Origin of the sequence: Vibrio sp. 10N.247.311.14, from assembly GCF_041467715.1 — a bacterium.
Lineage (GTDB): Bacteria > Pseudomonadota > Gammaproteobacteria > Enterobacterales > Vibrionaceae > Vibrio > Vibrio crassostreae_C.
Genome location: NZ_JBFSVE010000048.1, coordinates 1 through 25021 on the forward strand (window position 1 = coordinate 1; position 25021 = coordinate 25021).

The following is a 25021-nucleotide window of genomic DNA, read 5'->3' on the forward strand; positions in this document are numbered from 1 at the left end:
TGTACGGTGGTGTGAGAGGACGGAGGCCGTGAGGCCTCCTCCTACTCGATTGGGTTGAATATGGAATTAACAAGGTTACCTAACGTACGTGCCTAGCGATTATCTTCGCTAGTGTCACAAGCCCTTCTTTCCACTCTTTGCTCTCTTCAATGTTGGCGACAGTGAAGCGCAGACAGTGTTTATATTGGTCGTTGGTGCCAAATACTGTTCCGGGTAAGATCCCCAATTTATGCTTCAAACAATCTTGATAGACCGCGTAGCTATCGACTGATTCAGGCAGTGTTATCCAGTTTAAAAAAGAGCCTTCCGGTTTTGATAGGTGGTATTGCCCGACAAGGTGTGGGTGGCTATCTAGTGCTTGTATTAACAGGCTTTGGAATTGCTTTTGGTTGGTTTGGTAGAGCCGTTTCATTTTGGATAAGTGGCTGCGATATTTACCGGTAGTGAGGAATTGCCCCACCGCGGATTGCATCAGGTTTGAGCTGCCCATGTTGTCGCATAAAAGGTACTTTTCGACTAAAGGTTGGTAGCGCCCCGACAATAACCAACCGATTCGCAAGCGTGAGTCTAAGGTTTTAGACAGTGAGTTGACGTAGATGACTCTATCTTGGTCATCAAGCTCTTTGAGGCTCGCGATTGGTGGGTATTACCTGCGGCACTCTGTATCAGAAGCGTTTCTGTCAGGGGACCGATATGGTCGGCGGTGCGATGGTGCAATACTTGGCTTCGGCTGCGCTGTTTCTGCCGTTCGCAATGCGCTACGAAACGATGCAAGTGAACTGGACTGTAGAATTCACGTTAACTCTAATCTGGCTGGTGGTTGTTTTGTCTTGTGTTGCCATCCTCTTGCTGCTTTACATGGTAGAACACGGTGCATCTTCAAGTGTGGCATCAGTGTTTTACTTAGTTCCACCGACGACAGCAATTCAAGCTTGGCTTATTTTCGGTGAGTCGTTCGACATCTATGGCGCAATGGGCTTTGCGTTGTCGGCAGCTGCAGTTTATTTGGTGGTGAGGAAGCCAGAATGGATTAAGGTTCGCAGACGAACAGTGTTACAGCGGTAGTTTGTATACCAAAACTCACTCTACTTAAAGTCGATGACTAGAAACCAAAAAGAGCCTGACAATGCAGGCTCTTTTTTTACTCATTTTTTCGCTAGCGATTGATGACTAGCGTTTCATCAAACAAGCGTAAGCCGTTGTAAACGGTGCTTCTTGGTATTGCTTAAGGCCAGTTTCTTTGAACTTCATCATTAGAGGGTTACGCTTAAGGCTCTCTTTGATTTCAGCTGGAGACACAACGGTTACATCTAGGCCGTCGATTAGCTGAATTGCTGCTTCAAGTTTGAAGCCGAAACCACCGCCAGCAAATTTGCCTTTAGTCTGACGTTGGCGAATTACAACTTTTTCTACTTGGTAATCTTCCATTAACTTTGCAAAAGAGAATTGAAAGTCTTTCATATTCTGTGTGTCGTTTGCGTCGCTAATCGCAACCTTAGAAACTCGGCAATCAGGAATGTTAAATACGCCGTCTGACAGAGAAAGAAGACAGATGACTGCATCGTTACCTTTGATTTCAACACCACAAATTTTCATGTTCTTACCTACTTATTTTAGAGCCCTACATTATGGTGTTATTTCTAACACTTCTCCAGTATTTGCGCGTATCAGCAGCAAATAAGTCTAAATCAGAGAGTATTTTAGTCGCCGAAAGTTAACCTTTGATTGAAAAAACACCACACGAATTTACGGTATCGTTTGCTATGAGATGAAGCTCACAAAAGCTTAGCGGGATTTCATATGTGTGCTGTATATTGCGCGCGCATCCCTATTTGAAGTGTGGTTATTAATCCCAATGAATATCAATAATCTTTCGATTAAGAGTAAAATCGCGATCCCGCTGTTGGTGATTGTGATTGTTTTTTCTACCGTTACTGTGCTCAACGTTATCAGATCAAATGCTCAAGCTGCGATTAATAACGAGCTCAATAATGTGGTTCAGCCAGTGCTAGATAACCTAGAAGATGGCTACCGAGATATCTACCAAATTATCGCTTCGGCACAAGGTCTGTTGCTTGCTAAAGACCAAGCGGCGGTCGAGTACCAAAAGTTTGAATTTAAAGACAACGCTTACAAAGCGGTTCCTCGTTTTCAAAGTGTCGAAACCTTGTATCAAGCGGGCGTGTTGGACCCATCTTCACGTGGCGAGTTAGCAAAGCTTGTTAACGCGATGAGCAAGTGGGTGGCACTGCACGAGCCAATGTTCGCTGATCCGGCAAACGCAGACCAATACAATATTGATTACTCACCAGCGCTTGACGCAGAGTTTGCGATCATTCGTACTCAATTGCGCGATATCCGAACTCTGATCGAATTGAAACAGAAAGAGCTTCGCCAGCAAGCCGATGACTCTATTGAATCAAGCAAGTTGATCATTGAAGTGGGTATGGCAGTTGCTGTTTTTGCCGCGCTTTTTGCTATGTGGTTATCGAATCGCTTTATCGTTCAGCCAATCCAGAACGTAGAGAAAGCGATGAATGAGATCGCATCGGGCGACGGTAACTTGTCTCAACGTATGAAGGTCGAAGGTAATGACGAGATCGCTCGTTTGAGTTCTGCTTTCAACCAGTTTGTTGGCAAGATCCATGTCACCGTGGAGCAAGTTATTCTCACATCGAACGCAGTACGTGGCGAGATGGAAAACATCAAATCACTCACGCAAAGTGTTGCTGAATTCTCGTCTAATCAACAGCGAGAAAGTGAAGTGGTCGCGGCTGCAGTTCATGAAATGCAAGCAACCAGTGAAGTGGTGAGTGGTAACGCATTAGATGCGGCAACCGCAAGTAACGTTGCAAACCATGAAGTGGAATCGGCCGATACTACGCTTGGCTTGACCGTGACTTCGATTGAACGCCTTGCGCAAGATATCGAGAACGCGGGTGGTGTGGTTCAAGAACTAGATACAGACGTGAAGAACATCGCCTCAATCCTTGGCGTGATCAAAGGTATTGCAGAACAAACCAACCTACTTGCTTTGAATGCGGCTATTGAAGCGGCACGAGCGGGTGAACAAGGCCGTGGCTTTGCGGTTGTGGCTGATGAAGTTCGAGCGCTTGCGAGTAAAACTCAAGACAGTACTGGCGAAATCCAATCAATGATTGAACGCTTAGAAGTGGGTGCTAAACACGCGGTTGGTGTGATGACTGAAAGCAAAGTGAGTGGCGAGAAAACCATTGTTCAAGCAGGAACTGCAGCATCTTCATTGCGTGAGATTCGTAACTCAATTGGCAAGATGAATGACATGAACACACAAATTGCTACGGCGGCTTCGCAACAGTCTCAAGTGTCTGAAGAAGTGAATAAGAATGTTCAACGCATCGCTGAAAGCACCATGCAAATGGTTGAGATGGCAAGCAGCGCAGAAAATGCATGTATGGCATTGGCTGAACAGTGTGAAGCGCTAGATAGCCTTGTGTCTCAGTTTGAAGTGTAATTTTCAAAATTAGACAGACGAATATGAGCTGATAATGGTTGCTCGTTTGAATTCCATTAATCAGCGCTGAACGAAAAAAAGCCCGTACTCTATGAGTGCGGACTTTCTTTTTGACTAGGTGATCAGTTTTTAGACCTGATCAATCACTCAGTGTTAGCTGCTAAGACCGTCTTTGTATGTGTAACGGTAGTCCACTTTTACGTTCGCTTGGTAGTGGATGTCGCCGTTCATGTTAGTGATCTTTTTCACTTCCATATTTGCATCATCAATCTTGAACGAATCGTATTTGGTTGTCTGTTGGAACTGTGGCAGTTCTCTTGAAAGCTCAAAAGGTGTTTTTGCGCGTAACTCATCCATAAGGTTGGTGCCTGCATCGTATGCTTCGACTTCACTAGCATATGTGTCAGATTTTAGCGTTGTTTCTTGAATTGTTGTTTTAGTTGCTGCAAACGCAGTGGTGCTGAGTACAAGAGTTGATGCAAGTATGATTAACTTCTTCAAAGGGATACCTTACTTTGTTGTACCAGTGTTTTAGAGATTCTCACCCTAGCAATAGAGGATGAGGTTAATGTTAGGACAAAAATATGGTTCTGTAAGGGAATGACTATAGGTGCCGAAGATTAATGCACAGCGCATATCAAGCAAGGTGACACTGATATCTAACTTCAATACACTGTATGGGTAACCAAAGTTCAGCATAAGGTAAAGGCATGGCCAATTGGGAAGGGGTAAGTGAGTTTGTTGCAGTGGCAGAGCGTGAAAGCTTTACTGGTGCGGCGCAGAAGCTCGCTACGTCGGTGGCTCAAATCAGTCGTAGAGTAGCAAACCTCGAAGAACGACTCGCAGTGAAACTGCTCAATCGAACGACTCGAAAGGTGTCTCTTACAGAGGCTGGGCAACTCTATTACCAACAATGTAAGTTGTTGGTCGAAGGTTTAGAAATTGCTGAGCTTGCGGTCACGCAGATGCAATCCACACCCAAAGGCTTACTGAAAGTCACCGCGCCTGTGACTTATGGTGAGCGCCAACTCGCCCCAATACTGCATCAATTCTTAAAGCTTCACCCGCAAGTAGAGCTTGAGCTGATGCTGACCAATCAAAAGCTCGATCTTATCGATTCGGGTGTTGATGTTGCGATTCGTCTTGGCCGCTTGGAAGACTCAAGCCTTGTGGCAAAGAGGCTGTCTCAACGCCAACTTTATGTATGTGCAAGCCCTGAATATATTGAACGTTATGGCGAGCCGCATACATTATCAGAATTAAATAATCACCAATGTTTAGTCGGTGGATTTGAACATTGGCGTTTCAAAGAAAATAGACGCCCTCGCTCAGTTCGTGTTAACGGACGCATTAAGTGCAACAGTGGTTTAGCCTTGTTAGACGCAGCTAAGCAGAGCATTGGCTTGGTGCAGTTGCCTGAATACTATGTGAGTGAAGACCTTGATTCTGGTGAGTTGGTTGAGGTGCTGTCCGATTATCGAGATGACAAAGAAGGGATCTGGGCGCTTTATCCTCAGAACCGCAACTTATCTTCAAAGGTTCGCCTGCTGGTGGACTTCCTTTCTGAGCAATTGGATTAGTGTATGGCTTAAAACCTCCACCGATAAAAACGGGCTTCAGAATAGAGATTCTGAAGCCCGACGTGTTTTAGGATTAATTATCGTTTGATTACGGCTTACTAGACCGAAAATGTATTAGACGGTGAAGCGATCCACCAAGTGATACAGCTCATTTGCACGACTGTTGAGGTTTTGGCTACCTGTACGGTTTTGATTCGCGAGTTCGGCCGATTGTGAGCTTTGGTCAGAAATCACCACGATGCGTTGAGATATCTCTTGGCCGACAATATTCTGCTGTTCAGTCGCTGTCGCAATAAGCGAGTTCATGTCCATGATGGTATCAATCGACGCTTGGATCTTCGCCAGTGCTTCGGCTGCGGCATTCGCTTCTTCCACGGTTTGCGCACTTCGGTTTTGACTTGAATCCATCGCTTTCACAGCAGCATCTGAGGCAGCTTTAAGTTGCTCAATCATCTTGTGAATGTCGCCAGTGCTTTCTTGAGTACGGCTTGCCAGTTTACGAACCTCATCGGCAACCACAGCAAACCCACGACCTTGTTCGCCTGCACGTGCAGCTTCAATCGCGGCATTCAACGCGAGTAGGTTAGTTTGCTCGGCAATGTCTTGGATGACCGCCAACGAAGAGGAGATATTCTGCACATCACCTTCTAAACGAGACACGACAGTGTTGGCTTCTGATACTTCGCTCGCTAGGCCTGCCACCGAATCTGCAGCGGCGTTTACTATCTGTTGCGCTTCTTTGGCATTGCCCTCTGCAAGTTTAGCGGAATCCGCCGCTTGGCTAGCGTTGCTCGAGATCTCTTGCGCCGTTGTGGTCATTTCAGTCATCGCCGTTGCAACTTGTTCAGTCTCTTCACGTTGCCCAGTAGCAATCTCGTCGACCTGCGCAGCGCGAGAAGACATGCTAGATGTCTCGGCTACGACTTGCTGACCGACATCGCTTACGCTGCGAATGATGGTTTGAAGGCTTGCCACGAAGGCGTTGAAGTTCTCGCTGAGCTTAGTGAACTCAGGCGCTTTAAATGTTTCCATTCGAGCGGTTAAATCGGCTTCGCCACTCGCGAATGCGCTGATTGAACGATCAAACTGCTCGAGTGGTCGCATGATTGTGCGGTTGACGGCAACGGCAAACGCAGCAACTACTAGGGCAATCAAACCACAGAATATAGCGATCGCCGTCAATGAGCTTTGTAACGCGACATTCGAGCTCTCTTTCATCTCTGCGATTACAGCATCGATGTCGTCAGTATAAAAACCTGTGCCTAGCATCAAGTCCCACTGGGGAACGAATGTCGAGTAGCTCAGTTTCGGTAGAGCTTCTGATTGACCAAGTTTTGGAAAGTAGTAGGTGGTGAACTCACCAAGCTTTGAGTTCTTGATCAAGTCACGAATCAGGTAGTTGCCTTTTTTGTCTTGCAGGTCGTAGTAGTTTTTACCAATGCCATCGTTATTTTGCCCAACAACTACTCGAACGCCTTTAGAGTCGTAGCCAAAGATGTAGCCAGACTCGCCATATTCGAGAGTTCTTAATGTCGGTAAGGCTTCTTCTAATGTTGCACCTCTTTCCAAGAACGGGCTAATAGAAGATTGAGCCATTTGCAGATACGCTTTAAGTTCCTTTTCTTTCATCGCCATCATATTGCTACGCGTCGATTCTACTTGTTGTGCGGTTAGCTCGGTGCTCTTCATATACGTCACGCTCATCATCCCAATTGCCATCAGTAGCAGTGGAATAAAAGAGAGAATATAAAGGCGGTTTTTGATGGTTAGGGTCATGTCACGCTTCCTGTGTGATTGTCTCATGCAATTTTCAACACATTATTAATGTGGTTTTAAAATGTAAATGGACTTGTTGTTGAATTGTTATCCAGAAATGTTTTTGTTTTATAAACATGATGGCGGTTAGGTTTTTGACGTTAGAAGACTTGCAACTAGGGGCTTAATGATAAAAAGAGCGGTTTGTTACGATGCTTTTGAATTTGGCGCTGCTTTGGTAGAATGCGACGCTTTGTAGCACCCTGCTATGTCTATTCGTTAAGTGAGAAAGATTCATGAACAAAAGCCATGTGACTATTGGTTTAACTAACCCAAAGAGCCCGACAAACGTTGGTGCTGTTATGCGCGCGGCTGGTTGTTACCAAGTCGACGAAGTTAAATACACAGGGCAACGCTACGAAAAAGCCGCTAAATTTCATACCGATACCAAGAGTGCTGCGCGTACTATCCCACTAACGGGTGTCGAGTCGTTTTTGGATAACCTTGATTCAGAAACGAAAATTGTTTGTGTAGAACTCGCTGAGGGTGCAACACCACTGCCGCGTTTTAAACACCCAGAAAATGCCATCTATATCTTTGGCCCTGAAGACGGTTCTATTTCTCAAGATGTCGCCGACAGAGCAGATCATGTTGTTTATGTACCAACAGTAGGCTGCATGAACTTGGCTGCGACAGTTAACGTGCTGCTTTATGATCGCCTTGCTAAGTCAGATGAAATGGACGAGAGCAACGAGCTGATTAAGAAAAGCCGTGATAACCGTAACCATCTGCTAATCAAAGAAAAGTAACTATTTACTTCTAGTAAAAGTAACGATCTGCTTCTAGTGTTATCTATCCCGTAAGCAATCGGATATTATCTTTGGTTCATCATTAGATAATTGAAGGGTTAGATAACACCATGGAAGACAAGCAATTACTTGCCGCGCTACAGCAACACTCTGTCCTCGATCTCTATCAGTTATTCCAAGAAGTTGGTCAAAACCGCTCTTTGTATGCATTACTAGAGAGGTTATCTTCCCTTAAAGAACATCATCAACTGAGTACTCGTCTTAGCCCTTTTAAGCCTCATATCGAAGGATTGCTAGCTCAATTTGATAGCGCCACGCCAGATAGCGAGATCCTCAAGGCAGTCGCTCTTCAGTCTGAGATTCAGCAACGAGGCCACAGTATGAGTCGTTACATCATGACATCAGATAACCATCGCCATTTTTCCCCAAGTGCAGACCTAGTCATGTTTGGTGATTCGATCACCGAATGGGCCCCGTGGGCGGATATCTTTCGCGATGTTTCGATGGTCAACCGTGGCTTAGCGGGTGACACCACAACTGGCATGTTGCGCCGTATTGATACCACGTTGAATGTGAAGCCAAAGCTGGTGTGTTTTATGGCAGGGATAAACGATTTAGCTCAGGGTTATGATGTCGACCATATCTACCAGAACTACATTGATATGCTTAAGGTGTGGCAAGAAAATGAGATTCGCATATTGGTGCAATCAACGCTTTATGTTGGCTCTAAACTGCAAGGTTTAAATCCGTCGGTTGAACTGCTCAATAGCAAGCTAAGCGAGTACTGTACACAGCAAGGCATTGCGTTCTTAGATGTGAATTCAGTATTGTCGCCTAATAAGCTGTTGTCGAACAAGTACTCGTGTGATGATCTGCATTTGAATGCGAAGGCTTATCAAACTTGGGCTGAGATACTTCAACCTACGATAGCTGAGCTACTAAAATAGACTCACGCAAAACGCTAGCTAGACCGATAAACAGCTTAGCTAATACAAGAAAAGCCAAACCCTAGATTTGTTTCGCGAACCATAAGGACATCAATGTGAACCTAAGACAATTGGAAGTCTTTTACGCCATTATGCAGACCGGAACCGTATCTGGAGCCGCGCGCAGCTTGCATGTGTCGCAACCAAACGTGACCCGTATTTTGGCGCACACGGAGCAACAACTTGGGTTTGGCTTATTTGAAAGAGTTAAAGGGCGTTTAGTACCAACGGTTGAAGCGAAAACCTTGCTGCCAGAAGCGGAAAAGGTGTATCAGCAATTGGGGCAATTTCGATCTCTGACCAACAAAGTGAAGCAAGGCCATCAGCATTTACGCATTGGTGCGCCGCCGATTTTAGCGACTAAATTACTGACTCCGGTAATCGCCCAAATGTCTCGCGAGCAAAATGGCAGTAAGCAAGAGCTCTCTTTTGAGTTGCTGACTGCAAACCGTGATGAACTGTGTGCTGGGTTATTAAAGCATGAGCTTGATATTGCTATCGCGTTTGGCGATGAAGCACCGCCTGCGATATTAAGTGAAACGCTATTAACCGAATCACTAAAGGTTTTGGTTCCTTCCAATACGGTTGATCATTTCCCCGCGGAATTAACGTTAGATGATCTGATCAATTATCCGCTGCCAATCATCGGGCTCGATAGCCGCGATCCATTAGGCCTCCTGTTACATCAACGCCTTATTGCACGTGAGCAGCATTATCACCACCCGATATCTGTACGTGGGTATAGCGCCGCTGCGGAACTGGTCAAGCACCAAGCGGGGTTTGCGATTGTTGATCCGTGGACGGCAGAGCAATATCAAAATGACGATGCGGTCTGTGTGTTGCCGCTTCAACCAGACATCCAATTTTCGGTATCGATGCTTTGCGCAGAGCACACCCCTCAGTCGATTTCCGTTAAGCAATTTATCGCTTCATTGAAAATCCATACTCACCCTATAACTTAAGGTTATAGGCTCGCCATAAATAGGCATTCGGCAGCTTCGAAGTTCTTAATTAAAGTAAACCCATACAAGGGCTTATTAATTAGGAATACTCATGTCGATCGCTCAACCTTACCTTCTTTTTCTTGGGGATGTTACTGACCCACTCGCTGCAAAAACAGCTCGCGGTATTCATCAATGGCGACCAGAAATCTGCCTAGGTCAACTGCGTTTAACGGGTGATACCGTTTCACTGGGCTTAACGGATATGACCCTGCAAGAGGCGCAAGCGCAGGGCGCGAAGACGCTAGTGATTGGTACCGCAAATCCGGGTGGTGTTATTCCTGATTTTTGGCAGTCAACCATTATGGCCGCTGCAGAAATGGGATATGAGATTGCATCAGGCATGCACCAACGATTGAGTGAATTTTCACCGCTTGCTGACATGCAGCAACAAGGATTGACTAAGCTTCATGATGTACGCCATTTTGACGGTGTTCTTAATGTTGGTAACGGTAAGCTTCGTCAAGGTAAGCGCCTGCTTACTGTCGGAACTGATTGCTCAGTAGGCAAAATGTTCTCGGCATTAGCGATTGAAAAGTCGCTTAAACAAGCGGGAACATCCGCTCAGTTTAAAGCGACAGGGCAGACAGGTATTTTGATTGAAGGCAGCGGTATTTCGATTGATGCGGTGGTTGCGGATTTTATTTCTGGCGCAGTTGAAGCGATTAGCCCTGATTTTACCGACCACGATTGGGACATCATTGAAGGGCAAGGCTCTTTGTTCAACCCTTCGTTTGCAGGCGTGAGTTTGGGTCTTTTACATGGCGCACAAGCTGATGCCTTAGTGCTGTGTCATGAAGTTGGGCGACCACATATTCGTAACCTTCCTCATGCTAAATTACCAAGCATAGAACAGACGATTGAAGCCAACTTGCAAGCGGCGCGACTGACTAATCCAGACGCGAAGCTGGTGGGTATCTGCTTGAACACGTCGGCGATTAGCATTGAAGAGGCTGAGACATTGTGCCAAGAATGGACCACACTCTATCAAGTGCCAGTGACGGACCCAGTGCGCTTTGGTGTACAACACATTACTGATCATTTGCGACATTCACTTTAACGACTTCATCATTTCGACGTTTCCATTTGTTAAAGTGAACATCAACCGAGTGAAATTATGAAGATTACAGCTGAACCCATTATTATCGCGATGCAAACGCCTTTTCGCATCTCTCGTGGCAGTCGAACTGAGTGTCACGTTGTTCGTGTTTACATTGAACATGGTGGCAAACGAGCTCAGGGCGAATGCACGCCTTACCCACGATACGGCGAGTCATCGGAGTCTGTGTTAGCGCAAATCCAACAAGCTGCTAGCTCTCTTGAAATGGCCTTTGAGCGCGGCATGACTGATCCTGAAGAATTACGAGATCATCTTCAGTCTTTATTGACCGGAGGGGCAGCGCGCAATGCGGTCGATTGTGCGCTTTGGGATTTTGAAGCTCAGCAGAACGACCAGACGTTTCCGAATAGCTTGTTTGAGTTGCCTGCTCAAATCGTGACTGCAATGACAGTCTCGATTGGCACGCCAGAAGGCATGGCGACTCAGGCTCGAGACTATGTCGCGAATGGTGCGAAACTTCTGAAAGTGAAGCTTGACGGCGAGCAGGTGGTAGAGCGTGTTCGCGCGGTACGAGAAGCTGCGGCAGATGTTCAAATTGTATTGGATGCGAATGAAGCGTGGACAGGATTGAATCTCGAAGAGTTGTTCAATCAACTGGTAGAATTTGATATTGCGATGATCGAGCAGCCGTTACCCCAACAGCACGATGCCTCATTGGCGCACATCAAGCACCCGATACCACTGTGTGCTGATGAAAGCTGTCATACCACTTCGCAACTTTCATCTTTGTTAGGCAAATATGAAATGGTCAACATCAAGCTCGATAAAACAGGTGGTTTGACCGAAGCATTGGTACTTGCTGAAGAAGCTCAAAGGCTAGGATTTACGCTGATGTCGGGTTGTATGCTCGGTACATCGCTGGCGATGCGTGCAGCTCTGCCTATCGCCGTTCAATCTGAAATCGTCGACCTCGATGGCCCAGTCTTACTTGGTCAAGATGTAGCACCATCACTGACTTATCGAGATGGGATGATTATTCTCTAAGTTCGTTGAGCCCGTTTAATCGATGGACATGACATGAATGAAATCGTATGAGTGAAAACTTGTGCGATTTTTGCTTCAAAGTCTGAGCGATTATCTAAATTACTTCACTTTTAAGCCTCAGCAGCGCATCCACAAATTCTGCAAACCCATAGCCACCAGGCTGCGACATGACCCTGCTTGGATGATGCTCTAGCTTATCCCAATAATGTTGAATGTTTGCCACGCCAACGGTAAGTGGAAGTGATTCGAACATCTGCTGATCATTCATTGAATCGCCGACATAGCAGGCTTGATTGTGGATTTGCTCAAGCGATAAGCCTTTATTAGCCAGGAAACGGTGCACGGCGTTTTTCTTTGAGTGTTCGCCGTACCAAGCGTTGATATGAATCGAACTTGCCGTCGCGTGTGCGCCTAAAGCGTGTATTCTTTCGAGTACCGCTTGAACAGTTTCAGGATCAACAGGCTTACGGTTTTGGCCGATATCAATCGCGACCTCACACAAGCGGTAAGATTGATCCAAAGTTAGCGATAGGTCGGGGTAACTCAACAAGATCGCTTCAACTTCTTGTTTTAGCTTAGCTTGGTTCTTACGCACTTGTTCTAGCGGTGTTTCAGATGAGAGTTGTAATGCATCATCTTGCTTCTCTAGTAAGAAGGCGCCGTTTTCTCCAAGCACGGCATCGACAGGCCAGAGCTGCGCAATATGGTCACACCAACCAGCACAGGCTCCCGTTACAGCGACCACTTTGATTCCATTGTCTCTCAGCTTTTGTAACACAATCAGGGTTTCTGGAGGGAGTGAACCTTGCCAAGTGAGCGTGTCATCGACGTCGGTTAATACCCATTCGATGTGCTTCCAGTTGTTGTCTAGTTGGTGTTCCATTAAAACTCACTTATTCCATGGATTGTTTTACACAGAGCGTATTAATTCAGCCCAATGTAGAATTAGAAGCTAACGTGTTTAGAAAATACAGTGTTTAGCAAAATCGCCCGCTTCATTAGCCGTCCAGTCACCTTTAGGCTTTTCTTTCATATCCGCACACCAAGCTTCACTGCCAACCTCGGTACAAGCCATTAATTGAGTAGCAAGGAAAAGTATCAACGCGATTTTCTTCATAATAAACATTCCGTTGTGGTCTAAATTTCTGCTTATAACTGTATCAAATCCCACAAGTGATTGTTATAGCTGCTAAGAACTTAAGGGCGTTAATAATGATGTGGGGTTGAGCTGAATTCGAGGGACGGTAAAGAAGCGAAGGTTTGCTTGGCTTTAAGATCGAAAAAGCCAGCAATGTATGCTGGCTTTGAAATTCTTAATAAGTTTCTATTCGTTATTTCGCTTTAACTACTTATCGATTTATACCAATTTCATCTCTTGGATGATGTCCGAAGCAATCTCTGGCTTCGTGCTTGTTGGTTTCTCGTGTAGGTCGGCTTTCAATTGTCCCTTACGGTTACTTAGGCCCGCTTCAAGTTTCTTAAGTGCTGCAGCGATAGCTGGGTACATAACATCGTCTGTCGATTTTGCTGTTACTCGTACACCTTCGTAGTTGGTGAATACTTCAACCTGATGTTGACCGTGTTCTTTAGTAATGATGATGTCGCAACTGATCAGTGATGGGAAATGGTTAGATATCTTCTCGAATTTACCTTCGATGTCTTTGCGTGACTCGTCGTTAATTGATACATGATGTGTTTGAACATTTATTTTCATAAATCATACCTTTCCAATGACTGTGTCATTTAAACGTAGCAAACATCGCATAGATTAACCAACTGAGAATTAGCACATGTGTGATTGACTTCAGTGTTATCAAATATTCTCTTGTTACTCCCTTGAAAGTCCGATGAACTGATCGCATATTATGTTTCGTGTTTTAAAGACATGTTCAAAAAAACTCCATCCTTGATAATTTGCGCTAACCTACAGCGAATTCCCAGTGAATCTCTCTTTATCGGTTTTATAATTCCGAACTTGTCACTCCATTGATTTTCTTTCCAGCTCACTCACTTTTTCTTCTTTGATTAAAAACTCAGCTTAAGTTACTAATTTATAGACACTCAACTGCCCACTCCATATTGAAGTGAAACTCTCCTGCTGTGAGTTGAGACTCGGGTATGGTAATGCGTGCTCGAATATCGACTTCTTTATTGGATGCCAGTTGATCGACAGGAAATTCGACGCCCTGACGCCAATAATTAATGTCACCGTCATAACGAACCGGCGTTTCGACTTTGAATCGCACAAGTTCTGAAATGCGAGACTCATCAATTGAGCCTAGATCAATATGTTGCAGTTTGAGCAACAATCGAGAATCTTTGCGATTGGACTCAAGCTTAAGCGTTATCGCTCGGCCATCGTATTCTCGGCCACTGAATTTAAGCCGTTTAAGCGTATTAAAACCATCAAAGCCATTAAGATTGATGCAGAAATGCTGGAGCTGTTAGGCAGTGAAGATGGCAACACGGCGATGATCAAAGTGAGCTGGGATGAGAAGGGAATGAAGGTCTATAAGGATGGCTACTTAGCGGATTATGAGTACGGGATTGCCCCTCATGAGATGTAAGAAAACTACGAATTAGCACCTAAGTAACTCGATTCGATTGCAGAAAAGCGCCTTACTTATTAGTGGGCGCTTTTCTTTTGCTCACCAAAGCATGACGAAACTCACACTTTTCTGACAATTAATGACTCGTTATGCTAGTATGCGCCGCTTGTCTTTGTAATTGATAAAAAACGCATTACCCAAACAGTCTTTTTCTGTTTATCTGCTTGTAATGACCTCATTCAGTTTGGCCTGACTTGGCCGAACATCTGCATTTTGCTCGGACGCAAAGAGAGTAGTTCTCACTACTTCACTATGTACATTTGAGAGCACCATCTATCAAAGGCCTTTTAGAAACAGCCTAGTTAGCGTGAACTATGTTCTGCGTGAAGGGTTTCGTTTTTCCAAAAATCCCTCCGGCGGCTAAGTGAACCTTAGTTGCTGACAAATAAGGAGTCTATATGACGACTACGGTATCTACGTCCGTACCTACATCTCAAGCTGGTAACACAGCTCCGATAGAGAAAGAAGTAAACCACCCGTTTCTCTCTTTGGTTATCATGGTGATCGTTGCTGCAATTGCAACTTACTTCATCCCTGCTGGTGAATTCGAGCGAGTGGTCATGAATGGCCGCACGGTTATCGACCCAGACAGCTACACACAATTGACCAGCAACCCAACAACATTAGCCTCTTTTTTCGAATCATTTTTTAAAGGCTTCAAATCCGCTTCTGGCGTGATGGGCGTTGTGGTATTTGTGGGTGGTGCTTTTGGCATTATCAAACACATGGGTCTGTTAGACGCATCCGTTGTTGCACTAACTACTAAGCTAAAGAAGCAAGGCTTATACGTGATTGCGCCTGTGATCATGACGGCGATCTTCTTCAACGTTACCTTCACCGGTATGCGTGAACTTGATGTCATTTTCATCTCTTTGATGATCCCGATCTGTATCAAGCTTGGCTATGACGCGATTACGGCACTTGGCGTTGTTTTACTGGCAAGTTGTGCCGGTTTCGCGGCCGCTTTGGCTAACCCATTCTTTACGGGTATTGCACACACTATCGCTGAACTGCCTATGTATTCAGGCATGTGGTACCGCTTTATTGTTGGTATGTTCATGTTGTTAACGGGTGCATGGTATGTGCTTAACTACGCGCGCAAAGTTAAGCAAGATCCGACCAAAGGCTTGTTACACGGCACGGGTTACCACTATGAATCAAATGTTGAAGCGAAAACACTGACCACACGTGAAAAGCTTGCGGGCATCGCGTTCTTGGGCGTATTCGCATACATGATCTTCGGCACGTTGACGATGGGGTTCGGCTTCACCGAGATTGCGGGTGCATTCGTGGCGATGGCTATTATTCCGGGTTTGGTGGCGGGTTTATCTCCGAACAAGATCTGTGAGTATTGGACCAAAGGTGTTAGCGACGTATTGATCGCGGTACTGATCATCTTTTTTGCTCGTTCAGTGCTAACCATTATGGAAGACGCGAAGATTGTTGATTCTATTATCTTCTATCTTGCACAGATCATTTCTGGTAGCTCTAAACTTGTGGCAGCAGCAGGGATCTACTTCTCGCAGGCTGCGATCAACCTGTTCATTCCATCGGGCAGTGGCCAAGCGGTGATCACCATGCCAATCATTATTCCGTTGGCAGATATTGGTGAAGTGACTCGTCAAGTGGCGGCACTGGCTTCTCAATTGGGTGATGGTATTTCTAACTATATTTACCCAACCAATGGTGGCTTGTTGGCGGTATTGGCTATAGCAAAAGTACCTTACACCAAGTGGGTTCGTTTCTTCTTACCACTGTTCTTGTTCTGGTCGGTAGGCGCTTTGGTTTCTGTTGTGATTGCTCAAATGATTGAGTTAGGGCCTTTCTAAGGTTTCTGTTTAATCGAATACATGGACAGTTAAGGCTTAACTGAAGCTGTGTGAGTAAATAAGAAGGCAGCGAATTCGCTGCCTTTTTTCGTTTAAAGAAAAGCTATTCCAACGTTAAAGGTTACTCTTCAAATTGGTAAGAAGAGGGCACCACAATCACGCCTTGTTTTGATATGTGGAAGCGTTTCGCATCGGCAAGGCCATCAAGACCGATCTGGGTTCCGTCAGGCACCTTAACGTTCTTGTCGATGATGCAGTTTTGTATGTGGCAATTTTTTCCAATCTCAACATCTTCAAACAGAATACTATCAATCACAATCGCGGCATTGCTGACTTTCACTTTCGGGAAGAAGATTGAGTTTTGCGCCGAGCCGCCTTCAATTACAACGCCATTCGCTATCATCGAGTTGATGAATATTCCTTGATTACCTTCAACTGAAGCAATGGTTCGTGCGGGTGGCAGCTGCGGTTCGTAAGTACGAATCGCCCAATCAGGTTGATATAAATCGATAGGCGAAGCTGGCTTTAACAGGTCCATGTTGGATTGGTAATAAGAGTCGATAGTACCAACATCTCTCCAGTACGCATCTTGGGTCACTCGGCCTTCTTCATCCCCAAACTTGTATGCGTAAACACTGTTGTTGCCCACCAATTTAGGAATGATATCTTTACCAAAATCGTGGCTTGAGTCTGGATCTTCTGCGTCTGCCAATAATGCCTGTGTCAGTACTTCTTTATCAAAGACGTAAATACCCATTGAAGCCATGCTTCGAGTTGGCCTTCCAGGTACACATGCAGGGTAACGTGGCTTTTCGGTAAAGTTATTGATCTCTAGAGATTCATCTATCTCCATCACACCAAACTCTTTGGCTTCGTCAATCGAAACCTCCATGCACGCCACAGTTAGGTCGGCCTCGTTCTTTTTGTGCTGCTTGAGCATTGGTGCGTAATCCATGCGATAGATATGGTCACCGGATAACACCACCACATGCTTGGCTTCACTGCGTGAAAGTAGATACAAGTTTTGATAAATCGCATCGGCAGTACCGCTGTACCAGCTATCACCGGTTCGCATTTGTGGAGGAACATTGGTGATGTATTCGCCGAGCTCAGGGTTAAGCACCGACCAACCATCTCTTAAATGTTTTTGCAAAGAGTGAGATTTGTACTGAGTCAGCACCAAAATTTGGCGTAGCCCAGAGTGTAAGCAGTTCGCGAGTGTGAAATCGATGATTCGATATTTGCCACCAAAGGGTACCGCAGGTTTTGCACGGTTATCGGTGAGAGGGGAAAGCCGAGAGCCAACACCGCCGGCCAGAACGATTGTTAGAGTGTCTTGCATGATCAGAACCTCAATGTATTTATGATTATGAACATAGACTTGCAAGCACTAAGCCAAATGTAACTCATTGAATATTATACGAGGCGAGATTGATTCTTGTTGTTCTGCACCAAAATGATGCACGTGAGATATTGGCTTGCTCTATTTTGATCCAAAAAAGATCCGAATAGAGTGAATTGACTGGATTAACAAAATGACGCACGGAAAAGCTGCATTACAAAACTGTCAATAAAATGAAGGAATAAAGTGATCGGGTCGATATAAATTTACATAAATAATCACAACTTTTCACAAATTGATTTCCATCAATAAAGTAGGGTTATTCTATGATACCTTGCACGCAAAATAAGAAATGATTACTCATTCACCAATAAAGATTAAGCCCCCCAAAAGGAAATTATAATGAAAAAAACAGTATGTGGTATTGCGGTTATTGCGGCTCTTATGTCAACCAATGTTCTTGCTCATAAAGAAGGTGATTTCATCATCCGTGCAGGTGCAGCAATGGTATCTCCTAACGATAGCAGTGGAGATGTTCTGGAGACATCGGGGTCAAAATTTGGTGTGGATTCAAACACCCAACTTGGATTGACATTTGGTTACATGTTTACAGACAACATCAGTCTCGAGATTCTTGCAGCGACACCGTTCTCCCATACAATTTCTACAAACCATGGTGGTTTAGGTGATATCGCCGAGACAAAACACTTACCACCAACGTTGATGGTTCAGTACTACTTCGGCGAAGCAAACAGCAAGTTCCGCCCTTACGTAGGTGCGGGCATTAACTACACCGTATTTTTCGATGAAGAACTTAATGGTACGGGCAAAGATGCTGGTTTGAGCGACTTGTCTCTTGATGACTCTTGGGGTCTTGCTGCAAACATCGGTATGGACTACATGATCAATGAAGATTGGTTCTTGAACGCATCGGTTTGGTATGCAGATATTGGTACAACAGCTAAGTACAAGCAAACAGTGGGTGGAACTACAACACAATACTCAACAGACGTTGATATCGACCCATGGGTATTCATGATTGGTGGTGGTTACAACTTCTAATCTCCCTATTCAGTTTACTAAAGGCGCTCAAGCATCAGCCAGCTTGGGCGCTTTTTTTTGCTTATTTGTTAATGGATTGCTCGCCTTGACCCTCTGTTGTTATGGGTAAGGAAAACCTATTGTCGTCATTTATTGTTAATAAAAGGGAAAGATAAGTGTCATAACAGCCCTCTATGATCGCGATTCAAATTATGGAGGATATATGAATCGTAAATTTAATAAGCTGACATTATTACTGCCTATCGCGGTAAGTTCTGCTCTAGTAGGCTGTTCTCAACCAACATCACCAACGACTGCTACGCCATCTCAAACATCACTTGATGCTTTTAGCCTTCAATGCCAATCCATCGAGCAGCCAAGCGCTTCCAATGCTGAGGTAACTGGAATCAGCCTAGTTGGCCGTTCAATTGCTGACGCCCCGTTTGATACTTCTGCAGCCGAAATCGTCAGCTACGATTCATGTACCGACAAGCTTTATGTTGTGAACGCTCAAGCTCAGAAAGTTGATGTTTTATCAATGAACTCAGCTAGCGAACCAACATCTTCGGATTCGATTGATCTTCAATCAGCGGCTGCAGCTTCTGGTATTGATATTGGTGCAGCGAACAGTGTGTCGACTCATCAAGGATTAGTTGCTGTCGCGATTGAAAATACTGACAAGCAACAAAACGGCATCATTGCACTTTATCGTTCAGACACGTTAGAGCTGATCACTACTTATGCGGCTGGTGCATTACCGGACATGGTGAGCTTCTCGAAAGATGGTCGCTACATTGCCTCTGCAAATGAAGGTGAGCCGAATGCGGATTACAGCATTGATCCTGAAGGTTCAGTGACATTGGTTGATTTAGCCAATGGTCCTCTGCAAGCGACAGTCACTCAAATCGATTTCAAGGCATTTAATCAAGGTCAGCCTCGCCATGCAGAATTGACCGACAAGGTTCGAATCTCGGCGCCTAATGCAACCGTTGCTCAAGATCTAGAACCGGAATACCTAACGTTTGCTGATAACGGAAAACTCTACGTTGCCCTTCAAGAGAACAACGCTTTGGCCGCGATTGATGTGGCGAGTGCACAAGTGGATGCGATTCTTGGACTAGGCGGAAAGCCTTGGGATAGCGCTAAGCTAGACGCGTCAAATAAAGATAAAAACATCGGTAACCTACAAAGCTACGCAATGTTAGAAGGTCTCTACATGCCAGATAGCATCACTAGCTACAGTGTTGAGGGCAACACCTACATCGTGACTGCGAACGAAGGTGATGGTCGTGAATATGGCATCAAGACCACGCAAAAAATGTGTGATGAGAAAGGTTTTGAGTGGGACGGTGACGATTATCAAGACACCGAAAACTACACCACAGAAAAAGACTTTTGTATCGCGTATGTCGATGAAGTACGCGGCAAGAAGTTAGACGTTGACGCTAACCACCCATTAGCTGGCGCATTGAAAGACAACAAGCAACTTGTACGTCTTAAAGTGATTAAGCCACAAGGGACACTCGCTGCTGACCAAAAGGTTCAAGCATTCGGCAGCCGCTCGTTCTCTATCTGGGATGAGTCAGGCGAGTTAGTGTTTGATAACGGTGATGATTTTGCTCGAATCGTACTTGAGCAAGATCCTGCAAACTTCAACAGCACCAATGATAACAACCAAAGCGGTGACGATCGTAGTGATGATAAAGGCGTAGAACCTGAAGCGATCGAAGTGGCTGAAATCAACGGCAAGCACTATGCCTTTATTGGACTTGAGCGCCAAGGTGGCATCATGGTTTACGACGTAACGCAGCCTAAGAGTACAAGTTTCATCAGCTATCTAAACAACCGCGACTTTACTCAGCCAGTGTGCACCAAGGTTGATGAAGACGGTGATTGCGACAACGATACTTACAACTCGAAAGCGGGTGACTTAGGTCCAGAATCAATCAAGTATTTCACTCGCTCTGGTAACCACTTTATCGCGGTCGGCAATGAAGTGAGCGGCAGCACATCAGTTTACCGCGTTGAGTTTTAATCACGGTTACTGCTTGTAGCTAGACTTAATAAAAACAAAAGCGCCACTACTGGGTAAGTAGTGGCGCTTTTTAGTTTATTGATGGCTTGCTGAAACTAAAATAAACGATAGTAAGTTGTAGGGTTTAGTCGCCGAACAACAATCAGAGAAGAGCAAACGTTTTGATAAAAAAATTTCATACCTTCATTTTGGGAAGGTTTAACATAGTAACGTCTCTTCAGCCATGCTCGCTTACTGGTATCAAAAGTTCCTCTAGCGCTTATATAGAAAGCTTGCTTTTTCTGCTGCGTAATAAATATGTTTGTCAAACGACATCTATTCAATGACACACTTTTAAAGAAGTAGGTAAACGTCGATTTCAACTGTTTCCCCATCAGTTAAATGGGGGAGATTAAGTTAATTCATCATAGGTAAGTTCACGATTGCAAAGACTACCGTGATATACGACAGACGTGTTGATAAAAATAGGCACCCTATAGATTTAGCGCTTACGGTTGTTGAATTAACAGTAATATATTCGGGCAACAAATGTACTCCGAAGTTACCTCACCATTTTGTAAATGACCTTTCTAATTTATAAAATAATCATTTGTCGGGCTAAGTGTTGCTGTCTCATATCTCAGTTTAATAACTAGATGATAAGTATTTGTTGCTCAAATGTTAATAAAAATTAATGTGGTCTGACCAAGTGGTGGTTAAATTTACACCTTTTTTGGGGAGCTTGAATTTATCGAAGTGCTGTAGCGTTGTTGAATTTAAGGTCTGAAACCGTTTAATAACTAAGGAAAGTTAAACTATGACAACTTACTGTACGCCGTTAGAACAGTTGAAAGCTAATGTTAAAAAGCACCCTGACAAAGTGTGGCTTCATCAACCTGTTGATCGTAAGTGGCATACTTATACATGGTGTGAGGCAGATATCGCGGCACGGAAAGTCGCAAAAGGTTTAGTTGACAATGGACTAGTCGAGGGGGACAAAGTCTCCATCATCGCTAAAAATTCGGCTGAGTGGTACATATGTGACTTAGCAATAATGATGGCTGGTCTGATTAGTGTCCCGATTTACCCAACAGCAAGTTCAGACAACATAAAGTACGTGTTGGAACATAGTGGCGCTAAAGCGATGTTTATTGGCAAGCTTGATGATTCCAAAGAGCTCAGCAAAGCTTTACCTGATTCATTAATTACCATAGCAATGCCTAGTGCTAAAGTTGATTGTAAGCTTGATTGGCGTGCTTGGTTGCCGATGTTAACGCCACTTGAAAATATTAACATCCCCAGCCTTAACGATACGTTTTCGATCATCTACACCTCTGGTAGCACTGGTTTGGCAAAGGGAGTTGAACTTAGTTATTTAAACGTTGCGTCGTCAGCAACATCTGGCAGTGAGATATTTTTTCAACCGGGGGAAACTCGCGTTATGTCTTATCTGCCATTAGCTCATATCACTGAGCGTTGTGTGGTTGAACTTCCATCGATTTATAATCCAGCTGAAGTGTTTTTTACTGAATCAATTGATACCTTCATTGAAGATGTTAAATATGCTCGCCCAACTGCTTTCCTCTCAGTACCAAGACTATGGACTAAGTTCCAGTCTAAAATCTTGGCGAAGATGCCAAATAATCGTTTACAGCTACTACTAAAAATCCCGATTATTGGCCAAATTGTTGCGCGTAAAATACGTGAAAATCTAGGACTTCAAGACACGGTTTTATTTGGGTCTGGTAGTGCACCTATTTCCCCAGAAGTGCTTCTGTGGTTCCATAAGATCGGTATTAGTATCGGTGAAGGTTGGGGGATGACAGAAACGTCAGGCCTATCGTGTAGCAATGTCCCTTTTGATTTCGAGCACCTTGGAACAATTGGAACGCCTCAACCGTGTGTCGAAATGAAATTATCTGAAGAAGGTGAAGTTCTGATCAAAGGGGATGCTGTCTTCTCGGGATATTACGCAAATGAAGAAGCCACCAAAGCCGCTTTTGAAGAGGGTTGGTTTAAGACGGGTGATAAAGCCGAGCTTAATGCTAATGGCTCGTGGCGAATTATTGGACGAGTAAAAGAACAGTTTAAGACGAGTAAAGGAAAATACGTTTCACCTGTACCCATTGAAAGCAGCTTAGGTAGGAATCCAGATATTGAACAAGTGTGTGTTATGGGAATTGGTAGAAAACAACCGATTGCATTAATTGTTTTAGGCGAAGGCACACCTAGTACCGCTGCGCATGTACGAAAAGAACTTAAAGCTACTTTAAGGAAAGTAAACAGAGAATTAGAAGCTCATGAGCGGCTAGATCACCTGATTTTAGTTGAGCTGCCCTGGAGTATTGAGAATGGCTTGCTAACGCCTACATTAAAGCTCAAAAGGGATAAAATTGAAGAGCGTTATGAACACTTACTTAACTTGAATTTACCTTATGAGGTCATCATTGAAAGTAAATTAACAGAGAAAGATAAGTCTTCTAACACTGCTTACTCTAAACGAGTGTCTGCAAGCGCATAAATAATCTAAATTAGACGGAACTAACAATGTCACAGCTATTAAGAAGGACAGACAACTTATCTAAGTTGTCTGTGAATAAGCACAACTATGCATTTAGTTTTTTGCACGTTATCTAAAATAACTTACATTCCTCTCAACAATACATTTCCTGTTGAAAAAATTGCCTCGATTATTCGTACGAGCGGATGCAGTACTTTATTAGTCGATGAAGAAAGCATTGACTTACTAGAGTCTCTATTACCTTTGTGTGATAGGAAGCTGAAAATTATTCGTTCATATGATTTAGCGATAGATATCCATGAGGATAAGATTTTCAAAATAGGTTCTAGGCGTAGTGATCTTACTTCAGGTTGCAATGAACAAAAGTTTGATAATTTGCAGAGTTCTTATGTTTATCTAATGTTCACTTCAGGTAGTACAGGATTACCAAAAGGCGTACCAGTTAATGAGCAGAACTTACTTAGTTATTTAGATGGCATTACTTCACTGTACAACTTCGATCATCTAGATAGACATAGTCAGTTTTTCGATTTTACGTTTGATCTATCGGTTCATGACATTTTTGTATGTTTGACCACTGGTGGGTGCCTATATGCAGCCACTGAGTTTGATAAATTGCTTCCGACTAAGTTTGTTAACACCCACAAGTTAACAGTCTGGTTTTCCACGCCATCAATGGTGACATTTGCGAAGCAGGCAATGGGAGAACGTTTTCAGTTTGAAAAGATGCCAACATTGAAACACAGCCTTTTTTGCGGTGAGGCTTTAACGGACAATGTTGTTGAAGACTGGAGTTGTTTGGCTGAAAACTCAACATTGGACAATCTGTATGGGCCAACAGAAGCAACAATTGCGTTTACTTTGTTTAGGGTTAATAGAGACGATGAAGCAGCGCATCCAATAGTCCCAATTGGAAAGCCTTTTGGCCAAAACCGCTGCGTTATTTTGAATGATGAGCTGCTCCCTGCCGAGTTTGGTGAAGTGGGGCAACTTTATTTGACTGGCCCTCAGGTTGTAGACGGGTACTGGACAGATAGTGATAAAACAAACCAAGTTTTTATAGAATGGTCACCATGGAATGATAGCGTTGTTCAACGGCTTTATAAGACCGGAGATCTGGCGAGCTATGACTCTAGTGGCGTAATGTACTTCCATGGACGTGTCGATCATCAAGTCAAGCTCAGAGGCTATCGTATAGAGATACAAGAAATTGAATCATTGATTCGTCGTTTTACTGCTTCAGATAGGATCGTAGTCGTTCCGTACCCTTATGGAGAAAAGGTGTGTACTGGTTTAACTTTGTGTCATAACGAGCTTGGCTTTAGTGCAGAGGATCTAGTTGAACTTTGTCGTTCGTCGCTACCTACATATATGGTGCCCGATACCATCGTTTTTTTAGATAAGATTCCTACAAACAGTAGTGGAAAGTTAGATCGTAGAGCCATTATGGAGCTGTTGAAAGCCAATGAATAAAGTTTTTAACGCTACTCAATCATGTATTTTTTGTCAGATTAATCGTGATCAATCTGCTCATTTCCTCATTGCGAAGTCTAACAGTTTGAGAGCTGTACTTGACATACATCCGATAACGGAAGGTCACTTACTTATTCTCAGTAGAAGTCACGTTTCTCATCTTGAAGAGCTAAATGATGATGAATACAAGGAGTTGTTCTTGTTCGCTAAGAAGTTGGGGCTGAGAGTTATCGAGGCATTTGATGATGTCAATGATTATACATTGGTGGTAAACAATGGAACATATTCAGGACAGCATATTCCTCATGCTCATATTCACTTAATTCCACGACGGAAATGGGACAACATTAATTTTTACTGGCGATTACTTACAAGGTTTATTAACCCGACCGTTTCAAAAAGGCGCTTGCTAAAAGTGTCTCAAAAACTGAAAAGTCATTTTTGAAGTCGACGACTGTTTGTAT

The 25021-nt window shown here is 44.1% G+C and carries 21 protein-coding genes and 3 pseudogenes; 15 read left to right on the forward strand and 9 right to left on the reverse strand.

The window, feature by feature from the left end; genetic code table 11:
• Positions 1-79: 79 nt before the first annotated feature.
• Positions 80-640: pseudogene (locus AB6F11_RS16465) on the reverse strand (aminotransferase class I/II-fold pyridoxal phosphate-dependent enzyme); the annotation flags it as partial.
• Here AB6F11_RS16465 and AB6F11_RS16470 point away from each other — a divergent pair.
• Positions 637-1065, forward strand: a pseudogene (locus AB6F11_RS16470) (DMT family transporter); the annotation flags it as partial. The pseudogenes AB6F11_RS16465 and AB6F11_RS16470 sit on opposite strands and share 4 nt — an antisense overlap.
• 105 nt (positions 1066-1170) lie before the next feature.
• On the opposite strand, the gene AB6F11_RS16475 reads toward AB6F11_RS16470, so the two are convergent.
• The gene (locus tag AB6F11_RS16475) at positions 1171-1596 is read right to left on the reverse strand and encodes a DUF3010 family protein (protein WP_017061669.1); all 426 of its coding nucleotides are present in this window, start codon (positions 1594-1596) and stop codon (positions 1171-1173) included.
• Positions 1597-1855: 259 nt separating this feature from the next.
• Between AB6F11_RS16475 and AB6F11_RS16480 the strand changes: the two genes are divergently transcribed.
• Positions 1856-3493: a methyl-accepting chemotaxis protein gene (locus tag AB6F11_RS16480; protein WP_104216081.1), complete on the forward strand. Its 1638-nt coding sequence runs from the start codon at positions 1856-1858 to the stop codon at positions 3491-3493.
• 153 nt (positions 3494-3646) lie between these two features.
• On the opposite strand, the gene AB6F11_RS16485 is transcribed toward AB6F11_RS16480, so the two are convergent.
• Positions 3647-3994, reverse strand: coding sequence for a DUF3316 domain-containing protein (locus tag AB6F11_RS16485; RefSeq protein ID WP_017064934.1), 348 nt, complete (start codon positions 3992-3994; stop codon positions 3647-3649).
• Positions 3995-4203: 209 nt separating this feature from the next.
• Between AB6F11_RS16485 and AB6F11_RS16490 the strand changes: the two genes are divergently transcribed.
• Positions 4204-5073, forward strand: coding sequence for a LysR family transcriptional regulator (locus AB6F11_RS16490; protein ID WP_017064933.1), 870 nt, complete (start codon positions 4204-4206; stop codon positions 5071-5073).
• A gap of 114 nt (positions 5074-5187) precedes the next feature.
• Here AB6F11_RS16490 and AB6F11_RS16495 read toward each other — a convergent pair whose 3' ends face one another.
• Positions 5188-6849, reverse strand: a complete 1662-nt coding sequence (locus AB6F11_RS16495) for a methyl-accepting chemotaxis protein (protein ID WP_102393445.1) — start codon at positions 6847-6849, stop codon at positions 5188-5190.
• Positions 6850-7124: 275 nt separating this feature from the next.
• Between AB6F11_RS16495 and AB6F11_RS16500 the strand changes: the two genes are divergently transcribed.
• From AB6F11_RS16500 to dgcA, 5 genes are all read left to right on the forward strand, one after another.
• Positions 7125-7637: an RNA methyltransferase gene (locus tag AB6F11_RS16500; protein ID WP_017111519.1), complete on the forward strand. Its 513-nt coding sequence runs from the start codon at positions 7125-7127 to the stop codon at positions 7635-7637.
• Between the two features lie 110 nt (positions 7638-7747).
• Entirely contained in the window at positions 7748-8584 is an 837-nt protein-coding gene (locus AB6F11_RS16505) for an SGNH/GDSL hydrolase family protein (RefSeq protein WP_017061675.1), read from the forward strand.
• 95 nt (positions 8585-8679) lie between these two features.
• Positions 8680-9585, forward strand: a complete 906-nt coding sequence (locus AB6F11_RS16510; protein WP_102393446.1) for a LysR family transcriptional regulator — start codon at positions 8680-8682, stop codon at positions 9583-9585.
• Between the two features lie 91 nt (positions 9586-9676).
• Entirely contained in the window at positions 9677-10684 is a 1008-nt protein-coding gene (gene dgcN, locus AB6F11_RS16515) for an N-acetyltransferase DgcN (RefSeq protein WP_102393447.1), read from the forward strand.
• Between the two features lie 57 nt (positions 10685-10741).
• The gene (dgcA, locus tag AB6F11_RS16520; RefSeq protein ID WP_102393448.1) at positions 10742-11728 is read left to right on the forward strand and encodes an N-acetyl-D-Glu racemase DgcA; all 987 of its coding nucleotides are present in this window, start codon (positions 10742-10744) and stop codon (positions 11726-11728) included.
• Between the two features lie 94 nt (positions 11729-11822).
• On the opposite strand, the gene AB6F11_RS16525 is transcribed toward dgcA, so the two are convergent.
• The 4 genes from AB6F11_RS16525 to AB6F11_RS16540 form a co-directional block, all read right to left on the reverse strand.
• Positions 11823-12611: an HAD-IIB family hydrolase gene (locus tag AB6F11_RS16525; protein ID WP_102393449.1), complete on the reverse strand. Its 789-nt coding sequence runs from the start codon at positions 12609-12611 to the stop codon at positions 11823-11825.
• 78 nt (positions 12612-12689) lie between these two features.
• Entirely contained in the window at positions 12690-12845 is a 156-nt protein-coding gene (locus tag AB6F11_RS16530; RefSeq protein WP_017061679.1) for a DUF3012 domain-containing protein, read from the reverse strand.
• A 240-nt stretch (positions 12846-13085) separates the two neighbouring features.
• Positions 13086-13442 (reverse strand): ribosome hibernation-promoting factor, HPF/YfiA family, encoded by a 357-nt coding sequence (gene hpf, locus AB6F11_RS16535; protein ID WP_017061680.1) that lies wholly within the window; start codon positions 13440-13442, stop codon positions 13086-13088.
• A 337-nt stretch (positions 13443-13779) separates the two neighbouring features.
• Positions 13780-14037 carry a hypothetical protein gene (locus AB6F11_RS16540; protein ID WP_240698170.1) on the reverse strand — a complete coding sequence of 86 codons (258 nt, stop codon included), beginning with the start codon at positions 14035-14037 and terminating at the stop codon, positions 13780-13782.
• 57 nt (positions 14038-14094) lie between these two features.
• Between AB6F11_RS16540 and AB6F11_RS16545 the strand changes: the two are divergent.
• A pseudogene (locus AB6F11_RS16545) lies at positions 14095-14295 on the forward strand (hypothetical protein); the annotation flags it as partial.
• Between the two features lie 440 nt (positions 14296-14735).
• The gene (locus AB6F11_RS16550) at positions 14736-16166 is read left to right on the forward strand and encodes a YfcC family protein (protein ID WP_102393452.1); all 1431 of its coding nucleotides are present in this window, start codon (positions 14736-14738) and stop codon (positions 16164-16166) included.
• Positions 16167-16287: 121 nt separating this feature from the next.
• On the opposite strand, the gene glgC is transcribed toward AB6F11_RS16550, so the two are convergent.
• A complete protein-coding gene (gene glgC / locus AB6F11_RS16555) occupies positions 16288-17508 on the reverse strand; it encodes a glucose-1-phosphate adenylyltransferase (protein ID WP_102393453.1) in 1221 nt (406 codons plus the stop codon).
• Between the two features lie 402 nt (positions 17509-17910).
• On the opposite strand from glgC, the gene ompW reads away from it, so the two are divergent.
• From ompW to AB6F11_RS16580, 5 genes are all read left to right on the forward strand, one after another.
• Positions 17911-18570, forward strand: a complete 660-nt coding sequence (ompW, locus tag AB6F11_RS16560) for an outer membrane protein OmpW (protein ID WP_102393454.1) — start codon at positions 17911-17913, stop codon at positions 18568-18570.
• Between the two features lie 202 nt (positions 18571-18772).
• Positions 18773-20584, forward strand: a complete 1812-nt coding sequence (locus AB6F11_RS16565; RefSeq protein WP_102393455.1) for a choice-of-anchor I family protein — start codon at positions 18773-18775, stop codon at positions 20582-20584.
• Positions 20585-21380: 796 nt separating this feature from the next.
• On the forward strand, positions 21381-23084 hold the full coding sequence (locus tag AB6F11_RS16570; RefSeq protein ID WP_102393456.1) for an AMP-binding protein: 1704 nt from the start codon (positions 21381-21383) through the stop codon (positions 23082-23084).
• Positions 23085-23171: 87 nt separating this feature from the next.
• Positions 23172-24557 carry an AMP-binding protein gene (locus AB6F11_RS16575; RefSeq protein WP_102393457.1) on the forward strand — a complete coding sequence of 462 codons (1386 nt, stop codon included), beginning with the start codon at positions 23172-23174 and terminating at the stop codon, positions 24555-24557.
• On the forward strand, positions 24550-25002 hold the full coding sequence (locus tag AB6F11_RS16580) for an HIT family protein (RefSeq protein ID WP_017094498.1): 453 nt from the start codon (positions 24550-24552) through the stop codon (positions 25000-25002). Before AB6F11_RS16575 ends, AB6F11_RS16580 begins: the two co-directional genes overlap by 8 nt.
• The last annotated feature ends 19 nt before the right edge of the window (positions 25003-25021 follow it).